This is a genomic window from Microcoleus vaginatus FACHB-2002, assembly GCF_040004035.1.
GTDB classification, from domain to species: domain Bacteria; phylum Cyanobacteriota; class Cyanobacteriia; order Cyanobacteriales; family Microcoleaceae; genus Microcoleus; species Microcoleus vaginatus_C.
Genome location: NZ_JAMPLN010000001.1, coordinates 71,141 through 97,979, shown reverse-complemented (window position 1 = coordinate 97,979; position 26,839 = coordinate 71,141). Strand labels below are relative to the sequence as shown.

At 45.9% G+C, this 26,839-nt stretch carries 13 protein-coding genes, 1 pseudogene and 1 riboswitch; of the genes and pseudogenes, 6 read left to right on the top strand and 8 right to left on the bottom strand.

The genetic code is table 11. The annotated features are described in order from the left end of the window. Positions 1 to 132: 132 nt before the first annotated feature. Complete coding sequence (locus NDI35_RS00380; protein WP_445310998.1) at positions 133 to 2,172, bottom strand: serine/threonine protein kinase; 2,040 nt, start codon at positions 2,170 to 2,172, stop codon at positions 133 to 135. Positions 2,173 to 2,441: 269 nt separating this feature from the next. Continuing rightward, positions 2,442 to 2,588: riboswitch (cobalamin riboswitch) on the top strand. Between the two features lie 25 nt (positions 2,589 to 2,613). Between NDI35_RS00380 and NDI35_RS00375 the strand changes: the two genes are divergently transcribed. The 4 genes from NDI35_RS00375 (at position 2,614) to NDI35_RS00360 (ending at position 6,672) form a co-directional block, all read left to right on the top strand. Next, positions 2,614 to 3,021, top strand: coding sequence for a DUF1636 family protein (locus tag NDI35_RS00375; protein WP_445310997.1), 408 nt, complete (start codon positions 2,614 to 2,616; stop codon positions 3,019 to 3,021). Positions 3,022 to 3,389: 368 nt separating this feature from the next. After that, a complete protein-coding gene (cobW, locus tag NDI35_RS00370) occupies positions 3,390 to 4,424 on the top strand; it encodes a cobalamin biosynthesis protein CobW (RefSeq protein WP_445310996.1) in 1,035 nt (344 codons plus the stop codon). 182 nt (positions 4,425 to 4,606) lie between these two features. Further along, a complete protein-coding gene (locus NDI35_RS00365; protein WP_445310995.1) occupies positions 4,607 to 5,578 on the top strand; it encodes a CobW family GTP-binding protein in 972 nt (323 codons plus the stop codon). After that, complete coding sequence (locus tag NDI35_RS00360; RefSeq protein WP_445310994.1) at positions 5,566 to 6,672, top strand: WD40 repeat domain-containing protein; 1,107 nt, start codon at positions 5,566 to 5,568, stop codon at positions 6,670 to 6,672. Before NDI35_RS00365 ends, NDI35_RS00360 begins: the two co-directional genes overlap by 13 nt. Positions 6,673 to 6,830: 158 nt before the next feature. Here the strand turns inward: NDI35_RS00360 and NDI35_RS00355 are convergent, their stop codons facing one another. Together NDI35_RS00355 and NDI35_RS00350 are read right to left on the bottom strand one after the other, a co-directional pair. Further along, a complete protein-coding gene (locus NDI35_RS00355) occupies positions 6,831 to 7,667 on the bottom strand; it encodes a metal ABC transporter permease (RefSeq protein ID WP_445310993.1) in 837 nt (278 codons plus the stop codon). A 96-nt stretch (positions 7,668 to 7,763) separates the two neighbouring features. Then, on the bottom strand, positions 7,764 to 8,483 hold the full coding sequence (locus NDI35_RS00350) for a metal ABC transporter ATP-binding protein (protein WP_445310992.1): 720 nt from the start codon (positions 8,481 to 8,483) through the stop codon (positions 7,764 to 7,766). A 90-nt stretch (positions 8,484 to 8,573) separates the two neighbouring features. Between NDI35_RS00350 and NDI35_RS00345 the strand changes: the two genes are divergently transcribed. Further along, positions 8,574 to 9,650, top strand: coding sequence for a metal ABC transporter solute-binding protein, Zn/Mn family (locus NDI35_RS00345; protein ID WP_445310991.1), 1,077 nt, complete (start codon positions 8,574 to 8,576; stop codon positions 9,648 to 9,650). A 275-nt stretch (positions 9,651 to 9,925) separates the two neighbouring features. Here the strand turns inward: NDI35_RS00345 and NDI35_RS00340 are convergent. The 5 genes and pseudogenes from NDI35_RS00340 to NDI35_RS00320 all read right to left on the bottom strand — a co-directional run bounded on the left by NDI35_RS00340 (position 9,926) and on the right by NDI35_RS00320 (position 20,964). Continuing rightward, positions 9,926 to 10,712 (bottom strand): annotated as a pseudogene (locus NDI35_RS00340) (ISAs1 family transposase). Between the two features lie 139 nt (positions 10,713 to 10,851). After that, positions 10,852 to 11,034 (bottom strand): transposase family protein, encoded by a 183-nt coding sequence (locus NDI35_RS00335; RefSeq protein WP_445310990.1) that lies wholly within the window; start codon positions 11,032 to 11,034, stop codon positions 10,852 to 10,854. A 513-nt stretch (positions 11,035 to 11,547) separates the two neighbouring features. After that, the gene (locus NDI35_RS00330; protein ID WP_445310989.1) at positions 11,548 to 12,945 is read right to left on the bottom strand and encodes a protein kinase domain-containing protein; all 1,398 of its coding nucleotides are present in this window, start codon (positions 12,943 to 12,945) and stop codon (positions 11,548 to 11,550) included. A gap of 215 nt (positions 12,946 to 13,160) precedes the next feature. Continuing rightward, positions 13,161 to 15,293 (bottom strand): phosphodiester glycosidase family protein, encoded by a 2,133-nt coding sequence (locus NDI35_RS00325; protein ID WP_445310988.1) that lies wholly within the window; start codon positions 15,291 to 15,293, stop codon positions 13,161 to 13,163. Between the two features lie 178 nt (positions 15,294 to 15,471). Beyond that, a complete protein-coding gene (locus tag NDI35_RS00320) occupies positions 15,472 to 20,964 on the bottom strand; it encodes a trifunctional serine/threonine-protein kinase/ATP-binding protein/sensor histidine kinase (RefSeq protein ID WP_445310987.1) in 5,493 nt (1,830 codons plus the stop codon). A gap of 1,140 nt (positions 20,965 to 22,104) precedes the next feature. Here NDI35_RS00320 and NDI35_RS00315 point away from each other — a divergent pair. Next, a complete protein-coding gene (locus NDI35_RS00315; protein WP_445310986.1) occupies positions 22,105 to 26,832 on the top strand; it encodes a glutamate synthase-related protein in 4,728 nt (1,575 codons plus the stop codon). Positions 26,833 to 26,839: the final 7 nt, after the last annotated feature.

Sequence of the window (26,839 nt, the reverse complement as noted above, 5' to 3'; positions counted from 1 at the left end):
AAGTTAGATTTAAAGCGAACTCTCGAAACAATCCGCCAACAACAGGCAGGAATGCAGACTCTTAATGTTTGGTAAGGTTTGTAGTGAGGACTTCAGTCATTGAGGTTGAAAGTCCTTGCTGCGAACAAGTTTTTACGGTTTAATTAAATTTGGTCGGGATTTGCGATAGTTGGCAAGCATTCTTTTTGGTTTAAAAAAGATCGAGTCAATTAACGGAATTCCAGTGACGGCTAGAGATGTCATTATCGTTCCTCCTACAACTAATATTTCTCTTGTTTCAACCCCTTTAAAGGGAAAATCAAATCTTCTAAACAGAAGAAATGCTACAGACAAACTCATACAAAATCCTGCAGTAAGAAAAGCTCTTTTGGTAGCATCTACTTCAAGAATTTGTCTGGCTATCTGCTGGTCAATCAGCTTGTTAAATACCGAATAGACTATTTTGTAAATCAGGGATGCCAGCGCTAGAATCAAGACGACTCTAACGGTCTGAGTATACAATGAAAATGATAACAGCATAATAACTGCTACTATCGTAACATTTTCGATCGTAACATTCGTAATCCTTTGTCCTAGTATTAAGGCTGCAAGTAAAGTTACTGGGATCGAAACCAGCCCTGACCCAGCATACACAAAATTTATTAATTGATAATCGATCGTACCCTTCGCGATATCAACAAGAAGACTGGTTAGTATGCTGCTAATAAAACCCGAAAAAATCAATCCTATTAACCCTCCACATAAAGCTAGAAACCAATTAAAATCATATTTGTTTGATTGGGCTGTAATGGCGATTTCGGCGACTAAAAATCCCAATAAGCCACTCGTAAAACAGATTGGAAGCAGGATAGTAGTAGTCCCAGAATACAAAAAGATGTCAACCTCCGGAGGGACGAACTGATAATCAATCCAGTAAAATATGAAAACTGTTAACAGCAAACAGCACATAAAACTTGCTAATATCAAACAGAACATAAAAATCAGCCTGAATACCGACAAAAAATTAGTTTTTTGCGGTACGGGCAGCGGGGCTGTTGTAGCTTGCAATTCTATTGTATAAGTTCCGGGTTCAGAATTTGCGCGCAAGATGATTTGGCGGTTGTAAGTTTGACTTGCCAGCAATTTGCTCGTATCGACTGCGATTTTGCACTCGATATTATTGCTTTCAAATGCCTGCGGTTCAAAGGAGATCCAAGAGTGGTCGTAGGGCGTGTGAGGCGGATCGTTCGGATGCGGCGCGACTTCCCACCTGCCACAAAGCATTGTATCGGGAATTGGGTTGCTAATGGCAATAGTTTGTGTTAAGATTTCTCCATATTCTGTGGCGGTAAATTGAATGCGATCGCGCTCAATTCTCACTTTCGGCAAGCTGCTGACATCCAAAGATTTTAGCGCAGTTAAAGCCTCAGCAGCCGATGGATATCTGTCTTGCAATCTCGGCGCTACCATCCTCTCCAACCAATTCATCCAACCCTGCTGCAATGGCGGTACTAAATGCCGGAAATGAATGCCATAATTGGCATCAACTAAATTACCGACATCCGCAGATTTAGTCCCAGTTAACAAACAAATCAGCGTTATCCCCAAGCCGTAAAGGTCGGATGCTTTTGTTAATTTTCGGTTGAACATTTGTTCCGGTGGCATAAATCCCATCGTGCCTTTTACGACGCTGCTAGCCGCGATATTTCCACCTCCTAACCTGGCAAAACCGAAGTCTACTAAGTAAACATTTAACTGTTCGTCGATTAACAAGTTTTCCGGTTTGATGTCGCGGTGAATAATCGGCTGTTTCTGAGCTTGCAGGTAAACTAAAATCTCTAAAGTTGCGATCGCAATTTGTTTGATATCCGGCAGCGAAAAAGTCCGGGCGACAGCAGATTCGGCATTTTTGTATTCCTGCACCATGCAGAAACCGCTGTCAGTTTGAAAAGAATCGAGATAGCGGGGAATGCCCGGGAAATCCAGTTTTTGCAAAACTTTAATTTCTTGTTCGTAAGCTTCGTACTCTGTCCAGCTAGCACCTAATTGGGCAAATTTAAATTGCTTAATTACAACTAATTTTTGAGTCTTCGTATTTTTCGCTAAGTATGTAACTCTGCCGCCGAGACTGTTGTGTCCGAGTTCTTTTTCAATCTGATAGCCGTGAGTGGAAAAATCGGGGAAGGCGTTCATATAGTTTGTAGTAATGTTCTTGTGGGAGGGGCTTCTAGCCCGTCATTAACAGGCAAGATGCCTCTTCCACAAAGAGTTATTTTTTTGGGGATGGGTTTCTATCCTGTCAGCAACAGGCAAGATGCCTGTTCCACAAAGAGTTATTTTTTTTTGTGGGGTTATATCCTGTCAGCAACAGGCAAGATGCCCGTTCCACAAAGAGTTATTTTTTTGGGGATGGATCGACGTTACCAACATAACTTTTTTCCAAAAAGGCGGCAAGTGCGGTATGATGTGATTTCGCGATCGGTTCTAGCGGGGAGCAGTCGCTAGAGGAAACGGGGAAAGTTCGGTGCAAGTCCGGCGCTGTCCCGCAACTGTAATGAAACCCTTGTGGTTTCTAAAGTCAGAATGCCCGCCGATATCTAACTCACTTTTGAACGCATCTGCGAGGTACGGATGATGGATGGAATTAACAAGGCTGTACGCACAAAGCACAGTCTATTTGTTTGCACTGATTGCGCTAGTGTTTGGAAAAACGGCAAGCGCGAAGGCAAAAGCGGCGGTCAACAATTCATGGAAAATTTGTCGCAACTCGCTAAAGATTGGGAGTTTTCTGATAAGTTTGAGATTCAAGAGGTTGAGTGCATGAGTGCTTGCAGTCACTCTTGTGCGGTGTCTTTTGCTGCTGTTGGAAAGTACACTTATCTGTTTGGCGATTTACCTGCAAATGAGTCGGAAAGCGTCGCGGCTGTACTCGAATGTGCGGGTCAATACTATGCTAAACCGGACGGTTTGTTGCCTTGGTCTGAGCGTCCTCAAGCTCTGAAAAAAGGCATTTTGGCGAAGATTCCACCGCTTCCTAGTTAGAGTTTTTCTTATTTTTAGGATCTGCCCCTTTGTGACAACTTAACGTTCAACCCACCGTCTCTCTTGTTTTTATCGAAATCTAGATCCCCCCTAACCCCCCTTAATAAGGGGGGGACAAGAAATATTCTCAAAGTCCCCCTTCTTAAGGGGGATTTAGGGGGATCTAGACTTCGCCGAACAACGACTTTTATTGTAGGTTTCCGTCTTAAGTTGTCACCTACATTCTCGGCTTGGGAGCGCATAGCCAGAGGCTCGGCCTCGTGTTAAAAGCGCTCTTTTATTCCAGCGAGGCAGAGCCTCTAGATCGGCCTTCCCAGGCAGAGCTTGGGAACAAGATATTCCACCACCAAATAACCACAAAATTATCAATGCACAAAATTCCTGTTACTGTCATCACTGGTTTTCTCGGTAGCGGCAAAACTACCTTAATTCGCCACTTATTGCAAAATAATCAAGGTCGCAGAATTGCTGTTCTGGTTAACGAATTTGGCGAAATCGGAATTGATGGAGAACTGCTGCGCGATTGCCAAGTTTGCGACGAAGAAGAAAATATCAGCAGCAATATTGTAGAACTAACAAATGGTTGTCTTTGCTGCACAGTTCAAGAGGAATTTTTGCCCACTATGCAGGAATTGTTGAAGCGTAGAGAGCAAATTGATTGTATCTTAATTGAAACTTCGGGACTCGCACTTCCTAAACCTTTGATTCAAGCTTTTCGCTGGCCGGAAATTCGCACGGGTGCTACAGTGGATGGTGTTGTTGCTGTTGTCGATTGCGAAGCTATTGCTAGCGGTACTTTTGTCGGTGATATCGATGCTTTGATGGCACAGCGACAAGCTGATGATAGTTTAGATCACGAAACTCCGATCGAGGAATTGTTTGAAGACCAGTTAGCCTGTGCCGATATGGTACTTTTAACGAAGGTCGATCGCGTAGATGCTGAAACTCACAAGAAAGTCCAAAGCTGGTTGCAGCAAGAGTTGCGTCCGAGTGTGAAAATTGTGCCTTGCAAAGGTGGCGAAATTAACCCTGATGTGCTAATGGGATTTAATGCGGCGGTTGAGGATGATTTGGAGTCTCGCCCAAGTCACCACGACACTGAGGAGGAACACGAACATGATGATGATATTAACTCGACTTTCTTTATTGCCGATCGCGAATTTGAACCTGAAGCTTTGGTGAAAAAACTGCAATCCTTGATGCAGCAGGAGGAAATTTATCGGATTAAAGGGTTTGTGGCGGTTCCCAAGAAACCGATGAGGATGGTGTTGCAAGGTGTGGGCTCGCGGATAGAATATTTTTACGATCGTCCTTGGCAACCTTCCGAACTCCGTCAAACCAAATTAGTGCTGATCGGTCGAGAGTTAGAGCGCGATCGAATTGCAGCTATGATTAACAACTAATTGTCATCTGAGAGGGGCGGGTTTATCGATATTTTGAATTGCAGCAAATATTATTGGTAAAACTCGCTCCTCCAAGCTCTCACCAACAATTTATTAACATTATTTAATATTGTGACTACTGCCAGCAAGTCTGGTGTAAAATAGCGATAATGGTTATCATTGTACAATAATCGAGGTCAAGTATGGTGACTGCTGGGGCGATCGAATCAGTTCCTGTTACCGTTCTCACGGGCTATCTGGGTGCAGGCAAAACTACGCTACTGAACCGCATTTTAACAGAGGAACACGGCAAAAAAGTTGCAGTCATCGTCAACGAGTTCGGCGAAGTAGGGATCGACAACCAACTGATAATTGATGCCGACGAAGAAATTTTCGAGATGAACAACGGCTGCATTTGCTGTACAGTCCGAGGCGATTTAATCCGGATTATCGGTAACTTAATGAAGCGGCGAGACAAATTTGACCACATAGTCATCGAAACCACAGGTTTAGCCGACCCTGCACCCGTAATTCAGACATTTTTTGTAGACGAAGATATGCGGGACACATTACTGCTAGATGCAGTTGTCACGGTAGTTGATGCCAAGCACATATCGGCTCACTGGGACGCAGACGAAGCTCAAGAACAAATTGCATTCGCCGATGTAGTTTTGATAAACAAAACTGATTTAGTGACTGATGAAGAATTGGCAGAATTAGAAAAGCGAATTCGCGCCATGAATGCAATGGCAAAAATTTACCGTACTCACAACGCTGAATTACAAATGGATGCTTTGTTGGGCGTCAAAGCATTTGATTTGAACCGGGCATTAGAAATCGAACCAGACTTTTTGGGCGAACACACCCACGAACACGACGAAACTGTTACCTCAGTAGCAATAGTAGAATCCGGTGCTATTGACGGCAACAAATTTAGCGATTGGATTGAGGAATTGTTGCGGACTCAAGGCCCGAATATCTTTCGGACAAAAGGCATTTTGAATATGGCTGGAGAAAACAACAGATTTGTGTTTCAAGGAGTGCATATGCTGTTCGATGGCAGACCGGATCGACCTTGGAAAGATACAGAAACTCGGAAAAACGAGCTTGTATTCATCGGTCGCGACTTAAACGAAAATCAATTGCGAGAGGATTTCCGTCGGTGTCTAGCTTAAAAGAAACGGGAAAAAAAAAGAGCGGCAGCCGCGAACTAACCCTGCAATTTCACGCTAAAGCCATGCTGTCTGACTACGTAACTGCTGTTACTTGGTCGCCGGACGGCAAAACTTTAGCAGTCTGTTCCGCTGCGGGCGAAGTGATGTTAGGGACTGTAGGGGCAATGAATGAATTGTCCTTGCAAACGCTACAAAGTGCCACGGGTAAATCAGCCGATTGCTTGTCTTTTTCCTCCGACAGTCAATTCCTAGCTGCTGGCGGACAAGACGGACGGGTGCAAATTTGGCGCGTTAATTCTGGGGAATTAATTGCTGATTTGGATAACCAGCGCGTCTGGGTTGATAAGTTAGCTTGGAGTCCCAACTGCAATCAGTTAGCTTTCAGTATGGGTCGCTGCGTTCAAGTCTGGAATGCTGAGGATAATGTTGTTGAAGTAACGCTGAATTTCGACTCATCATCTATCCTCGATTTAGCATGGCATCCTGTTGTTAAATATCTGGCAGTTAGCGGCTATCAAGGCGTCAAAGTTTGGGACGGCGAAGACTGGGACGAAGACCCGCACGTCTTGTCAGTACCGTCTGCAACAGGTGCAATTTCTTGGGATACGTCAGGGCAATATTTAGCTTGCGGCAATATGGACAACACCCTAATTGTTAATGAATGGGGCAGTTATCAACCGTGGGTAATGCAGGGTTTTCCGGGGAAAGTTCGGCAATTAGCTTGGTCGGATAAAACTAATTCTTTGGGTGCGCCTTTGTTAGCTGCTTCGAGTTCTCAAGGCATTTCTGTCTGGGAAAGAGACGCGGATGAAAGAGTCGGTTGGGAAGGTTGGGCGTTAGAAGTGCATGAAAAAGTTGTAAATGCGATCGCCTTTCAACCTACCACATTTTTATTAGCTTCCGCAGCCGCAGACGGTCAAGTTTGTTTGTGGGACGAAGCAGAACAATTGCTGCAAATTCTAGAAGGTGCAGAGGGCGGTTTTTCCTGTCTCGCATGGCATCCCGAAGGCCAGTTTCTCGCCGCTGGCGGTGGTGGTGGCGAATTGCTTGTTTGGTCAAAGTCTATGCGCGGCAAAGGCTTCGGGCGGCGCTAAGTTCGCATACGCACCCATTTGACCAAAACATATACAATTGAAAACTTTAGGACTTACCCACGAGTACCCAGAAACCGGGTTTTTCCAGCGTCTACTTCGTTGCAGACCGCATTGAGTAAAAAACCCGGTTTCTGAGCGTCGAAGTGCGTCCTGGAGTGTTATCCTCTCTTTCTCGTCAAAATCCCTTGACTGGGACTGAAAAGCAAAGCTACTAAAAATAACCCAAAAACAACTAATACAATTGCCGCACCAGACGGCATATTCCAATAATAGCTGAGATACATACCAGTAACGCTAGCTATAATCCCAATAACAGCTCCTAATCCCATCATTAAATGTAGCTCTTTTACCAACAAATACGCCGTCATTCCCGGTCCGATTAATAGCGAAATTACTAACAACGCCCCCACGGTTTGCAAACTCGCAACAATCGTCAGCGTAATCGCCGAAATCATCCCCAAATAAATCCAGTTTACAGGCAAACCGCACGCTTGCGCTCCCAGGGGGTCAAAAGTATAGAATAGCAGTTCTTTGTAAAAAATTTTAACGGTCGCCAAAATAATCAAAGTTATGACAAAAGTCTGCTGCACGTCAGCAGGTGCAACTGACAAGATATTCCCGAACAAAAACCCGTCTAAGTCTAATTTTGTTGTCCGCAACAAGCTAATCAAGGTGACGCTAATTGCTAAAAAGGTAGACAAAATTAATGCCATAACTGCATCTATTTTTAGGCGCGATTGCGATTGAATCCAAGCCATAATTACCGCGCTGATAATTCCCGATATAAACGCGCCGATCGAAATATTGAAACCTAAAGAAAAAGCCACCGGCAATCCTGCTAATACTGAATGGGCAATCATGTCAACCATCATTCCCATTTGCTGTACAATTAAATAGGAGCCGACAACGGCGCAGAGAATGCCTAGCAAAACGCCGACGGCGATCGCATTTCGCATGAACTCGAATTGTAGCGGCTCAATTAGAAAATTTAACATTGAATTAGGTTAATAATAGGGTTTTTTCAACCACAATCAACTGCACAGGCAGGATGCCCGTGCCACAATCAATTTTAAAGATAAATCTTTTTTTGCTTACGCCGAAACTAAACTTAAATCGTATCCATAGGCTTTTTGAATATTGGCGGCGGTGAGGACTTCCCGGCAGGAACCAGTTGCAATTAACTGCTTATTTAGCAATAATAAATGGTCGTACTGTTTTAAAGTTTCGCCTAAATCGTGGCTGATTACTAGCAATGTTTTATTTTGGGCTTTTAGTTCGGCAAAAATATCGAAAATAATTTCTTCGGTTGCTTTGTCGATCGCGTTAAAAGGTTCGTCGAAGAAGAATAAATCGGCTTGTTGGGCGATCGACCTTGCTAAAAAAATCCGCTGCTGCTGTCCGCCAGACAGTTCGCCAATTTGCCGATCGCGCAAATCCCACATTCCCACCCGCAGCAAAGCAGCTTTCACCAATTCTTGCGACTGCTTTGAGGGACTGCGAAACCAACCAGTCTGGACGGTTCGCGCCATCATCACCGCATTCCACACCGTAATCGGATAATCCCAGTCAATTTGCGATCGCTGCGGGACATAAGCCACCCGCGATAACTGTTGCTTCAACAACCGCCCCTGATATTTCACCAAACCCCGACAGGCCGGGATCAACCCCAGCATCGCTTTCACCATCGTGCTTTTCCCCGCGCCGTTGGGGCCGAACACACCGGTTAATTGCCCCGATTCTAACTGGAAATTCACGCTATTGAGGGCGGAAATTCCTCGATAATTCACAGCTAAGTCTTGCACTTCTAACATAATTCAAGTTTTTGAGAACGATTCTTGTTCGTAGCTACTACAATAGGATAACTCGAAAAAGCAATAACGATTATCGTTCCAAAGGTGAAAATGTTAAAGAACTGGGCTGGAAAAAGCGGCAGATTGTGCGGTGCGGCTGTTTTGGCAATTGGCTGCGGAGTGGTTGGGTGCAGTGGAGGGCAGAACGCTAGCAATCGGCTGCCAGAGAGTCCCGCCGCAACTCAAACTCAAGCCAGTCCCGCCGCCAACTTGCCCAAAGTCGTCGCCACGACTGGCGTTATCTGCAACCTAACTAAAGAAATCGCTCAAAGTTCGATCGACACCACCTGTCTGCTCCAGCCGGGAGACGACCCCCACGCTTATCAAACCAAGCCGGAAGACCGCAAAGCGATTGAAACAGCAAATCTGATTTTATACGGCGGCTACAACCACGAACCAAGCATCATTAAGTTAATTCAATCCAGCAGTAATTCCGCACCCAAAATCGCCGTACACGAACTCGCAGTTCCCAAACCACTGATAGGCGAACACGAGCACGAACACGGCGAAGAGAAAGCCCAAAACCAACCCCACGCAGAAGGCGAAAAAGTCCCTGACCCTCACGTTTGGCATAACCCTCAAAATGGCATCCGTATGGTAGAAACAATTCGCGACCAATTGATCAAAGTTTCCCCCACCAATGCTCAACTTTTTACAAAAAATGCAGCCAGCTTAACAGATGAGTTGCAAAAAATAGATACTTGGATAAAAGCTCAAATTGCGACTATTCCCGCCCAAAGACGCAAGTTAGTAACCACTCACGATGCTCTGAGTTACTATGCCGATGCTTACGGTTTGGAGATTGCTGGAGCTTTGCAGGGTGTGACGACAGAGGAACAGCCCACGGCCGCAAGAATTGCCGAATTGTCTTCAGAAATTAAGAGCACAGGAGTGCCGACAATTTTTGCCGAAACCACAACTAATCCGAAGTTGATGGAGACTGTGGCGAGGGAGGCAAATGTCAAAATTTGGGACAAAGAACTTTACAGCGACGAGTTGGGCGGCCCCGGCACTGGTGCTGATACATATCAGGGAATGCTGAAAACTAATACTTGCGCGATTATTTCTGGCCTCGGTGGCAATTGTACTTCCTTTGCAGGAGAAACTGCACCAAATCCCAAACCATAGACTTTATAAAGTGCGCCTAGCAAGCACTTTATATTTCAATAGGGTTCAGTTAAGCTCGATCCCCCCTAACCCCCAGGGCGGTTTCATTCTCAAATTTTAGCAGCGCTAAAATTTGAGAATGGGACATCATTATGTTTAGGGAACGCCCCGATTTTTGCGCTCCCTCAAAACTCGCTAATATTTAATATGAAAATTAACCGTCTGCATTGCGGAGCAACGGTTTAACTGATAAAATGTTTTAAATTAGAGCGACAATAAACCGCTCGAATAGTGTGTTAAATGCTGATAAGTATTAGCTTGGATAAGTTATAACCCAACCATCGTTGTCCTGTTTTTACTGACAAAAAGCCTAAAACTCGGTAAAAATTGAGGGCTATCGTACTTAAAATCGATAAGTTAGTGACGGCTTTATAATTGTGTCTCGGCCACATATATTCTCGAAAAATTACATCCTTTACCCAATGTAATTGATTTTCAATTAACCAATGACCCCGGATTTTTGACGCAAATGTCTCTGCCGATGCAGATAAACTGCTAATGTAATAAGCGAGATGCTCGTAATTTTTTTTACCGCGAGTTCCACTTCTCTCTACTTTAACTAAGCTCCTAATATTGGCCCACTCTTCTGAGTTAAATTCATCGGAGTTTAGAGACTCAATATTAAAGACGGATACCTTTCTTAGTATCTGATGACCGTGGCTGATATCTACTGTTTGATTTTCGGTGAGAGGCCGGCGCTCGTTGCTAATTTTTAAGGCAGCTTTTAACAATTTTTTTTTGATTGCCTTTGAGGGCGATCGTATAATCATTTTTTGATTGAGTTATTAGAGTAGTTGTCTGTTTTTGGCAGTGTAAAGCATCCAAGGTAAATACTCTACCGCTAGTTGTCTCTGTTTTTACCAGTTCTTGTACGCACTTGATTTCTGAAGTTTTTTTGTTCTCAATTTTTTGTAACCCAAGTACCAAGCCACTCGTTTGACTGAATAAAGACACCATTGACACATAATTTTGAGAATTATTGTCATGGTTAACACAGGTACTTTTGAGACATTTACCATCTATTGATACCCAATCATTATCTGAATTGACCGGGGTTAAGCTGCGACCCTACTGATTAAATACCTCGATGAAATTTGAGGTGTCCACCAACATCATTACCCGTCTAATTGTCGAATAAGATGGCATTCGATCGCCCGCAACTTTAAAAAACTGAACAATTAATTTTTGGTGAGATGAGAGCAAATGCTGTGATGTCTCTATAGCCAAGATGACCAAACATCATACCCAAAATGACTAAGAGTAATATCAGCCATAAAGAATGTCTTTTTCCTGAGTTCTGGCGTGGGTCATTGACTTTTTTGAGAAATGTGATTAAAGTTAGCATATATATTTGTTATGAGCGCGGTTGCTTGAGATTTTATCATCCCTGCGATCGCTTTTACTTTATGCGATCTCACCCGAGAATGAAACCGCCCTGCCCCAGCCCCCCCTTGGTAAGGGGGGGAGTAAGAGCATTTTTTTAGTTTTTTCGGTGGTTGTTTGTTTTTTTAACTGCCGAAACCATCCGAATGCTTCGCCCAATTCACGCGAGTAAACTCGAATCTTCAGGGTTATCACTAATCAGCGCGGGTTAACCAATATCTGCGTTGGGAAATCAGATAAATCAATTTCTAAAACATCGGAATTGTATCTAGCGCGGAAGCCTGGGCGAAGCATTCTGGCAATATATTGTTGGTTTTGAAGCTCATATTTTTCGCCGAATGCTTCGCCCCTACAGTTAATAATAAAGTTTATCTTATAGTCATGGTAACTGGGGGTTTAGGCATTAACTTAGAAGTGGCGATCGTGGAAAAAGTTGGGTTCGCAAGTCTTAATAAAAATCTGAAACGCTTAGATGTTACACTTTACAAGTCTCGACGCGAGAGAAGAACCACCACATCCAACCACTCCCCCTCACCTCTCCAGCTTTTGAGCGACACCAAGCTGCCGGGAGGTGAGCTTCTGGTGCTTTCTCTGAAAAAGTGAGGTCGGTGTAGTACAGGCATTGGTTGTTTTTTATCCAGCCTACACGCTCGCAAAAATTCTCCCATGCTTTCTCAGGATATTTCCTAGTTCCCCCCAAACTTGAATAGATGCGCTTCTGCACCGAAAAGCCGAAGCGTCCATCGCTGTATTTTAACCAAAGTTGGTCAATGGTTCGCAAGTCTTCACAAGGAAATTTTTCAATACTTTCTGGCTCCAGCCATCCTTCTTGCTCCCTACTCGCCACCTTCAACATCACTCTCCTGGTTTCTTCATCTGCTTCTTGCCACTTTTTGGCGGCTAATAAATTTTCCAAGTTTATATAATTAATCCCCAGGACTGAAATCACCCGCGCAGTATCAGGATGCGCTGGTTTCGGCGGCGTTTCAAAAGATTTTTGTGCGGACTGAGGGCTAACTTTTGGTGATGGCAATACCACAGGTTTCGGCACCAGCAAATCCAACCATTCCTGCACCGACTGCGGGCGATTTTGCGGTTCCAACTCCATTCCTTTCATAATCGCCGCATTCACCCTGTCGCTAATCTCCGATTTGAATTGCTTTGGCGGAGTTAAAGGAATATTTTGTTTCCTGAATTGCGACGGAAACGGCAACTCACCAGTCAACATGACATAAAGCGTTGCTGTCAGGGAATAAACATCTGTATAAGCGCCCAGTTCAGCGCGTCTTTCTAATAGTTCGATGGGTGCGTAACACTCAGTCCCGGAATTGCTATTTGTCCTCAATTTCCCCGGTGCCGTCACCTGTCGCGCTATGCCAAAATCAATCAAAACGGCTTCAAGACCCCGCTGCCTGAGCATAATATTTTGGGGTTTAACATCGAGGTGAGTAAATCCTTGCTGGTGAACAAAACTCAGCGCGCTTCCGACTTGCTGAACAATCGGCAAAGCTTTGGCTTCCGACAAAAGGCCGTTATCTTCGAGATGGCTAGCTAAGTCAATTCCATCGATTAATTCCATCACCATGCACCACAATTCGATATTTCCCACCATTTCGGGAAATACTTCGTAAACTTGGACGACGTGAGGATGGCTGCACCGGGCTAAAGATAAAGCTTCGTTGACAAATTTGGTTTGGAATTCGCGAAAGTTTGGCTTACCTTGAACGTTGGCATTTAGGGTTTTGATGGCGACTACTTTACCTTCTTTGCGGTTTTGAGCACGGTAGGTGACACCGAATCCGCCACCGCCGAGGATTTCTTCGATTAGGTATTTGCCTTGGTGGAGTTGTTGTCCAGGGGGCCAGTGCCTCATGATGGGTATGTGAGGATGTGGAGAGGATGGTTTTGATTATAGCTGAGACGGGGGAATTATGTTGAGTTTTTTCTTTCTTGTACAGTCTTCTCGATCGCCCCCTAGCCACCCTTAATAAGGGGAGGACAAGAGTTTGTAGGGTGCGTCAGTGCGGAGATTCTCGATTGTTGAGAAGATAACGCACACTGACTCACCCTACTATTTAACGTGACGGTTTATGGTTGAATGAAAATACCGATCGCATTATGAACTCTCGCAGCAGTTGCCGGAGGTCGATCGAGCAAACTACCTCCCAAATACAAACTCGTCGAACTTCCCCCATCCAAATTTAAAGCCTCCACAGCACCCATTTGCTGCAATATCTGCGCCAGTTCTGCGAAATTTGGCCCCGCCCCGCCCGCACGATTGTGCACGGCTACAATCAGCAAATTCCCCGCAGCATTTCGCCCGATCGCACTTCTAATTGCTGTCTGTCTAACATACGCATCGCTAAACCCTTCCGCCTTCGCATCCAGCACAACTTGACTGTTTTGTACCAACACCGGTCCGCCGCCGAGAATGTACGGAAAACGGTTAAAATCAGCAGGAAAAGTATTAGTTTCTAAACGCAATAAAGTGCCGATAGAGAGTTCAGATGCAGGGAAAAAACCGGAACGTAAAACCAAAATATAACCGTTAGCTGGAATGGGAAAAGTTGTTGTTCCCACCGCACCTCCGGGGGATTGACTGACAACTCGCTCGCCCGCAACTGTCACAACTATTTCATTGCCAGACAACGGAGTATAAGTTGTTCCCCAATCAGAATTGTAGCGACCGATTCCCGGTTGTACGTAGGCACTATTGAGATGAGAAACAGGCAAAAATTGATTGGCCGGACTTATCACCGTTTCTTGCAAAGTCAAACGATCGATCGCAAATTCTCCCCGATCGTTCCAGGCGATCGCCCCCCGGTTTAATATCGGCCCGGAAAGCCATTTATTGTCGCGCCGAATTGCACCTAAAGCTAAGCGATTAATTCGATTAAAAAAACCTGCATTAATCGCCGCAGCCGCACCCGACACTTCTGCTGTTTGCAATAAAGGTGCAGTGCCTTGATCTGTCGGCGGATTGCTGAGAATTGGTCGAATTTTTACACCGGATTGACGCGGATTCACTTCTAACCAAACTACCGGAAAACGATCACTTCCTAAATTTTGATACTGCTGCCGCCACTGCACACCGGGAGCCCAAACAATGTTTTTTTCTACTAACGAATCTGGTCGAATGTCGATCACTAATCGATTGGGATTTCCCAGGCTGAAAACTTGCGGCCGCCAACCTAAAGGAATCTTCACTTTGACTTTAGTTTGAGCGCCGTCAGGTTCGACTTTTACTGATAGCAATTGTTTGCTGGTTGAGAAAGTCTGCTGAATTATGGCGGGAGCGATTTTGGCATCGATCGCGATCGACCATTCTTGACCGGCGATCGGCGCTGCGGGCGTTATTGGCAGCGGGAGGGCGGGTTTGGTCGGGTCGTCTGGTGTTTCGAGGTTTGGCGCTGTGCGGAGGTTTGGCAGTGGGATAGCGGGCTTTGTGGGGTCGTCCGGGGGGTTGGGTGTGGGTGTCGGCGACGGGATTGGTTTATTGACAAAGTTGACTTGCCAAGGGGCCGGTCGATCGATATCTACAACAATGCGATCGCCCGATTCTATTTCTGCTTGCCGAATTCCGGTAACACTTGCAGTTTGAGAAGTAATTTTTAAAATATTCCCATCAGCAGATATCTCCCAGCCAGCAAGTCTAGCAAAATCGGTAACATCTAAGTAACGATACGGGCCTGTTGCCCGCGCTGCTAAGCTTTGAGCGCCGGTTAAAGATACCGAAAACCACTGCACCGGTTGTTTGGCACTGTCGGCGCTGCTAAGCAAATCCACTCCCGCACTTTGCATCAATCCAACATCAGCAATCCAAGTTCGGAAATCCGCAGAAGTGCTGTTTGCCGGCTGCTGAGTCCAACTTAGGGGGAGAATGCGGCCGTTTAGGGACACTTGGCGGCCTTGTCTAATTATCGAAGAGGGCGGTAAAGATTGAGCCAAAAACCTATATTCCGACAGGGAATGAATTCCCTGTCTCATAGCTGAAGTTCTCTCAAGAGAACTATCGCTCAATATTTCAGTCGGTTTTAACCGACTTTCGCTATCAGCCAGGGAATTCATTCCCTGGCGGGTTCTCGAAGCATGAATCAGCCCACCCCTCTCCCCCTCTTGTGTTCTTCCGGGTTGATTCCAGAGCAAAGACGGGGCGATCGCCAGTACGGGTAAAATCGAGACTGACAATATTGGACGCCAATAGAAAAAATTACGTTTCACAGCTTACAACTCACAATTTCAATCCTAAACGCATGGGGATGTAGAAACCCGGAACATCCGTATCTTTCTTCCTACTAAACCCGCTATTTTTGACGATGACTACGATTGGGAGGAAGCTCTCGATCGAGTCTAGGTTAGCCGATCGCACTAATTGCCCTCAAGCCCTACTACAACAGGCTCACCCCGGAATAGAAATCACAAACTCCGAACCCTGCCCCAAAGAAGAATTCACGAGTAACGTACCTCCATGTTTTTCCACAACAATTTGATGGGCGATCGACAATCCTAATCCAGTTCCTTGACCCACAGGCTTGGTTGTGAATAAGTGGTTAAAGATGTTTTCCTTGACTTCGTTCGACATCCCCACTCCATTATCCTGAATGTGAATCAAAACCTGAGTTTGGTCTTCGCTCAGAGCGGTTTGAACCGTGATTCGGTTAGGTAGGGCTTTAACTTCACTAAAACTCCGCCCCTTATTTGACTCCTCCAGAGCGTCAATGGCATTAGCCAGCACATTCATAAATACCTGGTTTAACTGTCCGGGAAAGCATTTAACTAGAGGCAATTTACCATACTCTCTCACAACTTCAATGGCAGGGCGAAACTCGCTAGCTTTTAAACGGTGCTTGAGAATTAGCAGAGTGCTTTCGAGTCCATCATGAATATTGAAAGAAACTGGTCGATCGCTATCTGCCCTCGAAAACGTTCTCAAACTCGTACTGATATTGCGAATGCGCTCGACTCCCTCCTTCATTGAGGCAATCAATTTGGGCAAATCTTCCCGCAAATACTCTAAGTCCATATCCTTAATTTCTATTTCAATTTCCTCTCCCGGATTAGGAAATTTTTCTTGATACAAATCAATCAAATTGAATAAATCCCCCACATATTCTTGAGCAGGTTGCAAATTGCCAGCGATAAAGCCTACGGGATTGTTAATTTCGTGCGCTACCCCTGCGACTAAATTTCCGAGAGCAGACATCTTTTCACCCTGCACCAATTGCAGTTGCATCTGTTTGAGATCCTGGATAGACTGCTCCAGTTTTTGAGCATAATCCTGGGATTGCTCATAAAGCTGTTGAGATTCCTGATACAAGCGGGCGTTTTCCAGCGAGATCGCAGCTTGGGAGCAGAGAATGTTGAGAAGGGTGACGCGATCGTGAGTGAATGCCCCTGTCGTCAGATTATTTTCCAAATACAGAATTGCCATCATTTTGCCTTGATGGATAATCGGAGTACATAGGATGCTCTTAGGTTGCTGCTGCTTGATATAGGGATCAGAAGCAAATATTAATTCAGTCTTGACATCATCAAAAACTAGCGTTTTATGGGTGCGTTTGACGTAATTAATCACAGTCTGGGGAATAGATTCGCTCTCCTCAATCCCAATAGTTTCTTGCAGAAGACAGCCTTGGCGATCGCTACAGTGGACGGCGATTGTCCAGTTGTCCTCTTCTTTCAAAATTAATACTCCTGTTTGAGCGCCTGCATTCTGAAGCGCCACTTCCATCAGGGTAGTGAGCAATTGTTCAAGCTTAATTTCGCTAGACAAAGCTTGATAAGCTTTGATAACAGTTGGTAAATCTATTACTGTGGTACTCGTACTTCCAGCAATTGTTTGGCGATGACTAGAAATCAATGAATTCTCATGGGAGGTAGTACCTTTCTCGAACGAACGAGCATTTTCCTGTTTCAAGATAGAAGCCAGAAGTTCGGGATAGCGTTGTTCTAGATCGTCGATTTTTGCTTTCGCTCCCCAACGAGCATAAGCATAGTAAGCATCTCTTAGATATACCTGGGCAACTTTTTCTTTCCCCCATACCAGGTAGAATTTAGCAGCCAATTCATTCGCCAGAGCTTCTTCGTTGAGATAATCGTTTTCTTTAGCAAGAAAAATGGCGCGATCGTAACTCTCCATCGCCAGCACATTTTCACCCAGCACTCGGAACAGCTCGGCTTCCACTAGGTAACATTTGTGAGAGAAATTCATGGGGGCGTTATGTGCCCATTTATGAAGGGTTTCCTGGTTACTTTTCACTTTTTGCAGATGTTCTTGTTTCTCTTCCGAGGAATCCACTGCGGTACAAACTCCCAGCCTTGCTAAAGAGTCATAAAAGTAGAACATCGGCACATTGAGCATACCCGTCACCGCGTCTAAATACTGTTCGGCTTGCCGAGCATTTTCTAAAGCTTGCTCGGTTTCTCCAAACAGGTAACACACAAGCAGTTTATGGAAGTAAAAATAGTGGAGTCCGTTGCGATCGTTTGCTTGGATGTGAAATGGGAGCATTGTTTCTTCATTGTAGGCATCTCCCACAAATTGACAGGGATTTTCCGATCGCCCCAGCAGATTTAATAAAGCCTGATGAACGATTTGAGTATAATTTAACGCTGCTTCTTGTTTAAATTGAACCAAGGCATTGCAGTAAGTCGCTACCTCCTCTTCTAGTCCGGCAATTTCCCGACCGATTAAATATGAATATTGAGAGATTTCTTTGGCTGAATATCCTAATTCTAGCTCTCCCGTTTCCAGTCCTATCGCGTAACCCTCTTTTAAAAGAGGGATGGTTTCTTTAACATGATGTTTGCCATGTATGATGTGAACGCCGACTGTATAATACACTTTGGTTTTGAGGTAATTAGCATTAAATAAATCCACAATATTTAACGCTAACTGCCCAAATTCAAACCCTGTTTCAATGTCTTGAACTACACCGCTTAATACCAATCCATACAAGCCGTAAGCAAAAGCAGATAAGGGAGCATTCCCATAACTAACCGACAACTGAACCATTTCGACAATAACCAGTGGCAGGAGAAGTGGAGCAGTGATGTAGGCTGGAGAAACTATAGCTGATAAAATTCGCAAGGCTGCTTGCTTTTGGAGATTTTCCATTTCTGGCAAATCAATAAAGTCCGCAATTTTTTTCCCAGCAAAAAGTGATGCGGTTTGTTCTAGTCCCTGCTGAATATCTGCCGGTGTTGGATTTTCGGGAAAGCAGATTCCCAAGAGTTTGAGAACTGCTAACCCCATTTCAACGGCTTGTTGAGGTTTGACTTGCGCCGTACAAGCAGATAGCTCGATTTCATAAACTTTCACCTTATCCAGCAGCGTTCTGGCATTGTGCAGGACTAAAGCTGCTAATTCCTCCATGTCCTGAAAATCATAGCTCAGGTATGCGGTTTCTGCCCCTATTACGTGCAGTTCCAGGGCTGTTTCATAGTGAGTTTGCCAGCTATCAAGAGCTAGGATTTGCCTGCCAAAACTTAAATATTTGCGTGCAGCAGCATAAGCAGTAGCAGTCTTCGCCTTGCGCCCCGCGATCAAATTCAACTCAGCCAGTTGGTAACGCTCTGTTGGCTCGGCAATTAAATCAACACCATAATTCAACTGGTTGACTATATTAAAAATTTTCTCTTCCCTTTCGGTTGTTGGAGTATTAATCAACAAAAGTTGACCAATATTGAGGTGAGTGGATTGTTTCTGGGATTCGGGAATCAAAACGTAAGCTGCTTGCTGTACGCGATCGTGCAGAAATTTGTAATAACAGGATTCGGAATTCTGGAACCACGAGTCAGAAGTATTGCTTTCTCCTTCTGAATTCTGATTTCTGAATTCAAACTCCTCTGAAGTGAAAAATTTATAAACTTCAGTTAGTGGGAGAATCAACCCTGCTTGCAAAGCAGGCCACAAGTTAGCTGCCGTATCTGAAGAAGATTTTTCACAAACTACCGCCAGCGTTGCTATATCGAATTCGTTGCCAATGCAGGCAGCTAACTTTAAAACTTCTTGCGTCTGGATTGGCAACTTTTGCAATTGAATTGCCATGAACTCGACAACATCATCGGTCAGGGCTAAGGTTCGCACTGTCGCGATATCGCACTGCCAATACCGCTCGTCCAAATTAAAGGTAATTAGCCCATCTTCATGCAAAGATTTGAGAAATTGTGTGCTGAAAAATGGATTGCCTTGGGTTTTTTGATCGATCAGTTCTGTTAAGGGCATAGCCAACGCTCTAGAACAAACTAGAGTATCGGCAATCAAACAATTCAAATTGAAGCAATCGAGCGGCGCGAGAGTAATAGTGTTGACTGTGGCTCCGGTTTGTTGAATGTCGGATAATGTCAGAATTAAAGGGTGTACGGGACTGACTTCGTTATCTCGATATGCTCCAATTAATAAGAGATAGTGCCGATCGCGATCGCTCGTCAAAAGTTGAATCAACTTTAATGAGGCTGAGTCGGCCCATTGCAAGTCATCTAAGAAGATGACGAGGGGATGTTCTTTGGTTGTGAAGAGTTGAATGAAGTTCTCAAGTAACCGATTGAAGCGATTTTGGGCAGCACTGCCCGAAAGCTCTGGTGCGGGTGGTTGCTCTCCGATAATCCGTTCTAGTTCAGGAATTACCTCAACGATTACCTGAGCATTCTCGCCCAATGCTGTCAGGATTTGAGTTTTCCACTGCTCAACTTTAGCGTCGGTTTCACTCAACAATTGACCCATTAAATCGCGAAAAGCTTGTACAAAAGCTGAGAAGGGTTGGCTGCGTCCAAATTGGTCGAATTTGCCTTTGATGAAGTAGCCTCTAGCTGCGACAATCGGTTTGTGAACTTCGTTGACGACGGCGGTTTTGCCAATACCTGAGAAGCCAGCCACCAGCATCATTTCCGCGCTTCCGGCACTCACGCGATCGAAGGCTGCCAGTAGGGAGAATACTTCGCTCTCTCTACCATATAATTTTTCGGGAATGATGAAGCGATCGCACAAATCTCGCTGCCCTAGTTTAAAAGAGGCGATTTCTCCAGTTTTTTGCCATTGGTACAAACAAGTTTCCAAATCAAACTTAAGTCCGATCGCACTTTGATACCTATCTTCAGCATTCTTCGCCATCAGTTTGCTAACAATTTCAGATAGCACCAATGGAACGTTATTGTTGAGGTGATGAACAGGGATAGGCTGCTTGGCAAGGTGACAGTGTACTAACTCTATCGGATCTTCGCTTTGGAAAGGCAACTGTCTCGTCAGCAGTTCGTAGAATGTGACTCCTAGAGAGTAGAAATCTGTGCGGTAATCAATGCCTCGGTTCATTCGCCCAGTTTGTTCGGGAGATATGTAAGGTAAAGTGCCTTCGAGGAGGTTGGGATTTTGAATTTCTTGGGTTTGGCGCGGCAACAGAGAAGCGATGCTGAAGTCAATCAACTTAACTTGTTTGCTGACAGGGTTAATTAAAATGTTCGCCGGTTTGAGGTCTTTATGGATGATGTGGTGGCGATAAAGTCCATCAAGCGAGTTGGCAATTTGAATGGCAATGGGAAGAAACTCGTTAATGGGCAAGCCTTCTAGGGGTTCGTTGCTGGCGAACACTAGACTAGCGAGGTAGCTACTTAAGGAAATTCCGCCAAAGTCTTCCATCACCAGAGCATAGTGGTTATGGTAAGTTTCCAGGCTGTATGCCTTGACAGTGCCGGGTATCTCTAAGTTTTTAGTAATGACAAACTGATTGCGGAAGTGAACCAGTTCGTGGAAGCGGGGAAAGTCATTTCGCAGCAGTTTGATCACTACGGGCTGCTGATCGGAAGACCGACGGGCACGATAAACTAGAGTTCGATTGCCTGCGTATATTTGCTCGTTAATCTGATATCCTCGAAAAATATTTGTTATGCTAGCCATATCTACGTATTCCTACTGCTTCTGTCAAGCCTGAAGCTTTTTAGAGTTACTATCTACTATTTTCGCTCTATCGGCCGTGCTATTGATTAACTATACTTAGTTTAATCTACTTTGTAGCTCAAATTAGGAAAACGCCATTTTAAAAACAAGACTTAATATTTTAGGTAAGAGATATTGATACTGGAGTTTAGGCTAAGTAGAAAATGAAGGAGTATAACGCTAATTGAATGACAGCCGTTCATTGAAGAGGAAGTTAATAATCTAATTAATATGATAAAAAATAGGGTGAAAAATCCTGGTCTAGCTAAGTTAATTAATGATGCGTCTTGGTATTAGTTCAGTATCTGAAGTAAATACTTTGCAAAAGTATTTACTTCAGATACGCTTGCGGTTAGAAATTCTGCCTCAGCAAATCGCATCAACGAATCAAGAATCAAGCGCGTCTGTAGATCTGAGAGTGTCAAAAACGTTTGTGGGTAAAAAAATACAAAATAGGCTTAGGGAAAACTGTCAACCTTTTTCGGCTAGGCATCTTAGCCTGGGTTCTGGACGATCGCTGACAAGACTTGCACCCCAACTCTGACTGTAATGGGTGAAATTTTATCAATTTTTTGATAAACTTGATGTTCGCGGCTTGAGAGTTGACTTCACAATAAGACAGGTTTCACCAGTTGTGAACCGCGCTGCTACATTGCACCTACCGACTGAGCGGGCAGGTGGCTTTTGTGTCTGCGGGCGCTGACGAAAGCAACTCAACAGCGCAGCAAGCAAAATAACGCTAAAGTTACTATCTACCTGTGTTCGCAAGGCTACCCTTCCGAACTCAGGAAAAACCCACACAAAAAACTAGATCGCCTGCAATGTATCTAGTTGCAGGGCGGCGATTTCCCAAAGAATCACAGCTTTTTAACAGCAGGGTATTCTAGGAGACATCTCCGAGAGGATGCGAGCGAGATAATTTAAAATCTGCAAACAGGGTTTCAGTGCTAAGTACAGGCCGCATAGACGTAAATTTTTAATCAAATCAGCTTCCAATGTGCTGTCTTAAAGTTTACTAGGCTCCCACCGCTCGGCAGCCTTCTCTCTCCGAGCTATAAAAACGCATCAACCACACAATCACGGAAATAACATTCAATCAACATGGGTAACACGATCGATCCAAACAGAAACGTGCATCAAACTGAGCGAGGAACTCCCTATGCCGGCCAAAGCTGGTTAGTGGAAGAAAGAGATGCCTGCGGTGTAGGCTTTATTGCCAACCAAAGCGGTGAAGCCACCCACTCGATTATTCAAAAAGCGCTGCCAGCTTTAACTTGTCTGGAACACCGCGGCGGTTGCAGCGCCGACCAAGATTCTGGCGACGGTGCGGGTTTGATGACCGCGATTCCTTGGGAATTGCTGGATACTTGGTTTGCCGAACAGGGAATTGTGCCTCCCGCGCGGGAAAACTGCGGCGTGGGAATGCTGTTTCTGTCTCAAGATAAATTTCAAGCGACTATAGCGCGGCAGGTGGTGGAGCAAGTTCTGACCGATCGCGGGCTGAAACTTGTGGGATGGCGCAAAGTTCCCATTGTACCGTCGGTTTTGGGCGAGCAAGCGCTAGAAAATCAACCTCAAATCGAACAAGTAATAGTCAGTTCACCGCACTTAGCCGGAGACGAACTCGACAAACATCTATTTTTGGCGCGCCGCACGATCGGACACGCGCTGTCAAATCGCCCCAACTTCACCCGCCAAGACTTTTATACTTGCTCTTTCTCCTGCCGCACGATCGTCTATAAAGGCATGGTGCGATCGGCCGTACTGGCAGAATTTTACCCAGACCTGAAAAATCCCGCTTATAAAAGCTCCTTTGCCGTCTATCACCGGCGCTTCAGCACCAACACGATGCCCCGCTGGCACTTAGCCCAGCCGATGCGCTTGCTGGGACACAACGGGGAAATTAACACGCTGTTGGGCAATATTACCTGGATGAAGGCCCGACAAGCGAATTTAGCTCACCCGAATTGGAGTCAAGCTGATATCGACACGTTCAACCCAATTGTCAATCCCGAAAGCAGCGATTCGGCAAACTTGGACAACGTGATGGAGTTGTTGGTGCACTCCGGTCGCACCCCCCTAGAATCCCTGACAATTCTGGTACCCGAAGCCTACAAAAATCAGCCGGATTTGGCTCCTTATCCAGAAATTGTCGATTTTTACGAGTATTACAGCGGCATTCAAGAACCTTGGGACGGCCCCGCACTGCTGGTGTTCAGCGACGGCAAACAAGTAGGTGCTACGCTCGATCGCAACGGTTTGCGGCCGGCCCGCTACTGCATTACTAAAGACGGTTTGGTAATTGTGGCCTCCGAAGCAGGAGTTGTCGATATTCCCGAAGCAGATATTGTCGAAAAAGGCCGTTTGGGGCCCGGACAAATGATTGCAGTTGACCTGCAAACCCAAGAAATTCTCAAAAATTGGCAACTCAAACAGCGAATTGCTAAGCGGCATCCCTACGGCGAATGGCTGCAAAAACACCGCGAAACCTTGGAACCGCAGCCTTTTGCCGAAACCCCAACCCTCGACTCGCAAACGCTGTTAGCAACCCAAACTGCTTTCGGTTATACAGCCGAAGATTTGGACATGGTAATCGTCGAGATGGCGAGTTCCGGGAAAGAACCGACTTTCTGCATGGGCGACGACGTTCCCTTGGCTGTGTTGTCAGAAAAGCCTCAGTTGCTGTACAACTATTTCAAACAGCGGTTCGCTCAAGTGACAAATCCGCCGATCGACCCCCTGCGCGAGGGGATGGTGATGTCGCTGACGATGAATGTGGGCCTGCGGGGCAATTTACTGCAAGCAATACCGGAAAATGCCAAGCGGCTGAAAATTGATTCCCCCGTACTCAACGACGCTGAACTGTCTGTCTTGAAAGACCAAAAGTCTTTCCTAGCAACCGAATTGTCAACGCTTTACAAAATTGCGGCCGGGCCTGGAGGTTTGAAAACCGCAGTCGAGCAACTTTGTCAAAACGCGGCTCAAGCGGTGCGCGAGGGTTCGAGAATTCTGATTTTGAGCGATCGAGTCTCGAAGGCAGAAGGCGAATCTTCTGTTGGATTGAGTGCAGAATGCACTTATATTCCGCCCTTCCTGGCAGTTGGTGCGGTTCACCACCACTTAATTAAGGTCGGCCTGCGGATGCAAACTTCGCTGGTTGTGGATACCGCCCAATGTTGGAGCACTCACCACTTCGCTTGTTTGCTCGGTTACGGGGCGGTGGCTGTTTGCCCTTACCTGGCATTGGAAAGCGTGCGCGCCTGGTGGTCTGACGCCAAGACTCAAAATTTGATGCAGCACGGCAAAGTTCCCAATATTACCGTGACGCAGGCTCAAGCTAGATACCGCACAGCGGTGGAAAACGGCTTGCTGAAGATTATGTCGAAAATGGGGATTTCGCTGCTGGCTAGCTATCAGGGGGCGCAAATCTTTGAGGCGATCGGCATTGGCGGTGATTTACTCGATTTGGGTTTCAAAGGCACTGTTTCCCGCATCGGCGGTTTGAGTGTGGCGGAACTGGCTAACGAGGTAATGTCTTTCCACAGTCAGGCTTTCCCAGAATTGGTTCTGAAAAAGCTGGAAAACTTCGGCTTCGTGCAGTACCGCCGGGGTGGTGAATATCACATGAACAGCCCGGAAATGGCGAAGGCTTTGCACAAGGCTGTAACTACTTTTAAGGCTCACACTAACAGTAACGGCAATGGGGCCGAACCAAAAATGACACCAATTGGTGACAAAAATGGTGAAAGTGCCTACGACCATTACGAGGTTTACAAGAAACAGCTCGAAAACCGCCCGGTAACTGCTTTGCGGGATTTGCTCGATTTCCAGAGCGATCGTCCTTCCATTCCCATTGAAGAAGTAGAATCGGTAGCCGATGTTGTCAAGCGCTTCGCCACCGGCGGAATGTCTCTCGGCGCTTTGTCCCCGGAAGCCCACGAAACGCTAGCGATTGCCATGAACCGTATCGGCGGCAAATCCAACTCCGGCGAAGGCGGCGAAGACCCGGTGCGCTACAAAGTGCTAAACGATGTGAGCGAGGCCGGCTTCTCACAAACGCTACCTCACTTGAAAGGTTTGCAGAACGGCGATACAGCTTCTTCATCCATCAAACAGGTAGCTTCTGGACGCTTCGGGGTGACTCCTGAATACCTGATGAACGCCGAACAAATCGAAATTAAGATCGCACAAGGTGCGAAACCGGGTGAAGGCGGTCAATTGCCAGGGGCGAAAGTGAGCGAGTACATTGCTTATTTGCGCCGATCGAAACCGGGTGTCACGCTGATTTCGCCTCCTCCTCACCACGATATTTATTCGATCGAGGATTTGGCGCAGTTGATTTTTGACTTGCACCAAATCAATCCGAAAGCAGGAGTTTCGGTGAAGTTGGTGTCGGAAGTCGGCATTGGCACTGTCGCCGCTGGTGTCGCCAAGGCAAATGCTGATGTCATTCAAATTTCCGGCCACGATGGCGGCACCGGTGCTTCGCCACTGAGTTCCATTAAGCACGCAGGTTCTCCGTGGGAACTCGGATTGACAGAAGTTCACCGGGTGCTGATGGAAAATAAATTGCGCGATCGAGTTTTGCTGCGCGTTGACGGTGGCTTTAAAAGCGGCTGGGACGTGATTGTAGGCGCTTTAATGGGCGGCGAAGAATACGGTTTCGGCACGGTGGCAATGATTGCAGAAGGCTGTATTATGGCTCGCGTTTGCCACATGAATAGTTGTCCGGTGGGGGTGACAACTCAACAAGAACACTTGCGGAAACGGTTCCCCGGTACACCGGAACACGTGGTTAATTTCTTCTATTTCGTAGCACAAGAAGTGCGGAGTTTGTTGGCGAAATTGGGTTATAAGTCGATCGCAGATATCATCGGCCGCGCGGATTTGCTGAAAATGCGCGAGGGGGTGCAACTAACTAAAACTCAAGCGATTAATTTGGATTGTTTGACTAAGTTACCGGATACTAAGAGCGATCGATCTTTCTTGATCCACGGCGACGTACACACCAACGGGCCAGTGTTAGACGACGATTTGCTCGCGGATGCGGAGATTCAAAGTGCGATCGCCAATCACGGCACTGTTAGCAAGAGTGTAAAATTGGTGAATACCGATCGCACTGTAGGCGCACGTTTAGCAGGTGCGATCGCACAGCAACACGGTAACACCGGCTTTAGCGGTCAAATCACTCTCAATTGCACTGGTAGCGCCGGCCAAAGCTTCGGCGCGTTCAATTTGCCGGGGATGACGCTGGTACTGTCAGGCCAAGCCAATGACTACGTTGGTAAAGGGATGCACGGTGGCGAAATCGCGATCGCACCGCCGGCTGGTGCGACTTATGATGCTTCCGAAAATGCGATCGTCGGTAACACTTGTTTGTATGGTGCGACGGGGGGAACTCTGTTAGCTGCGGGTAAAGCTGGCGAACGGTTTGCGGTGCGTAACTCGATGGCGAAAGCAGTCATTGAAGGTGCGGGCGATCACTGCTGCGAGTACATGACTGGCGGCGTGATTGTCGTATTAGGAAAAGTCGGCCGCAACGTCGGCGCTGGAATGACTGGCGGCTTGGCTTATTTCCTCGATGAAGATGGGAGTTTCCCGGCTCATGTCAACGGGGAGATTGTGAAGATGCAGCGGGTTTGCACGGCGGCTGGGGAGGCACAATTGAAGGAGTTGATTGAGGCTCAGTGCGATCGAACTGGCAGCAAGAAAGCTGAGAAGATTTTAGCAAATTGGTCGGAATATTTGCCTAAGTTCTGGCAAGTTGTGCCGCCAAGTGAAGCGAATTCGCCGGAGGCTTCGGAACAAAAGATTGCTGTAGAAGTTTAATTTGGTA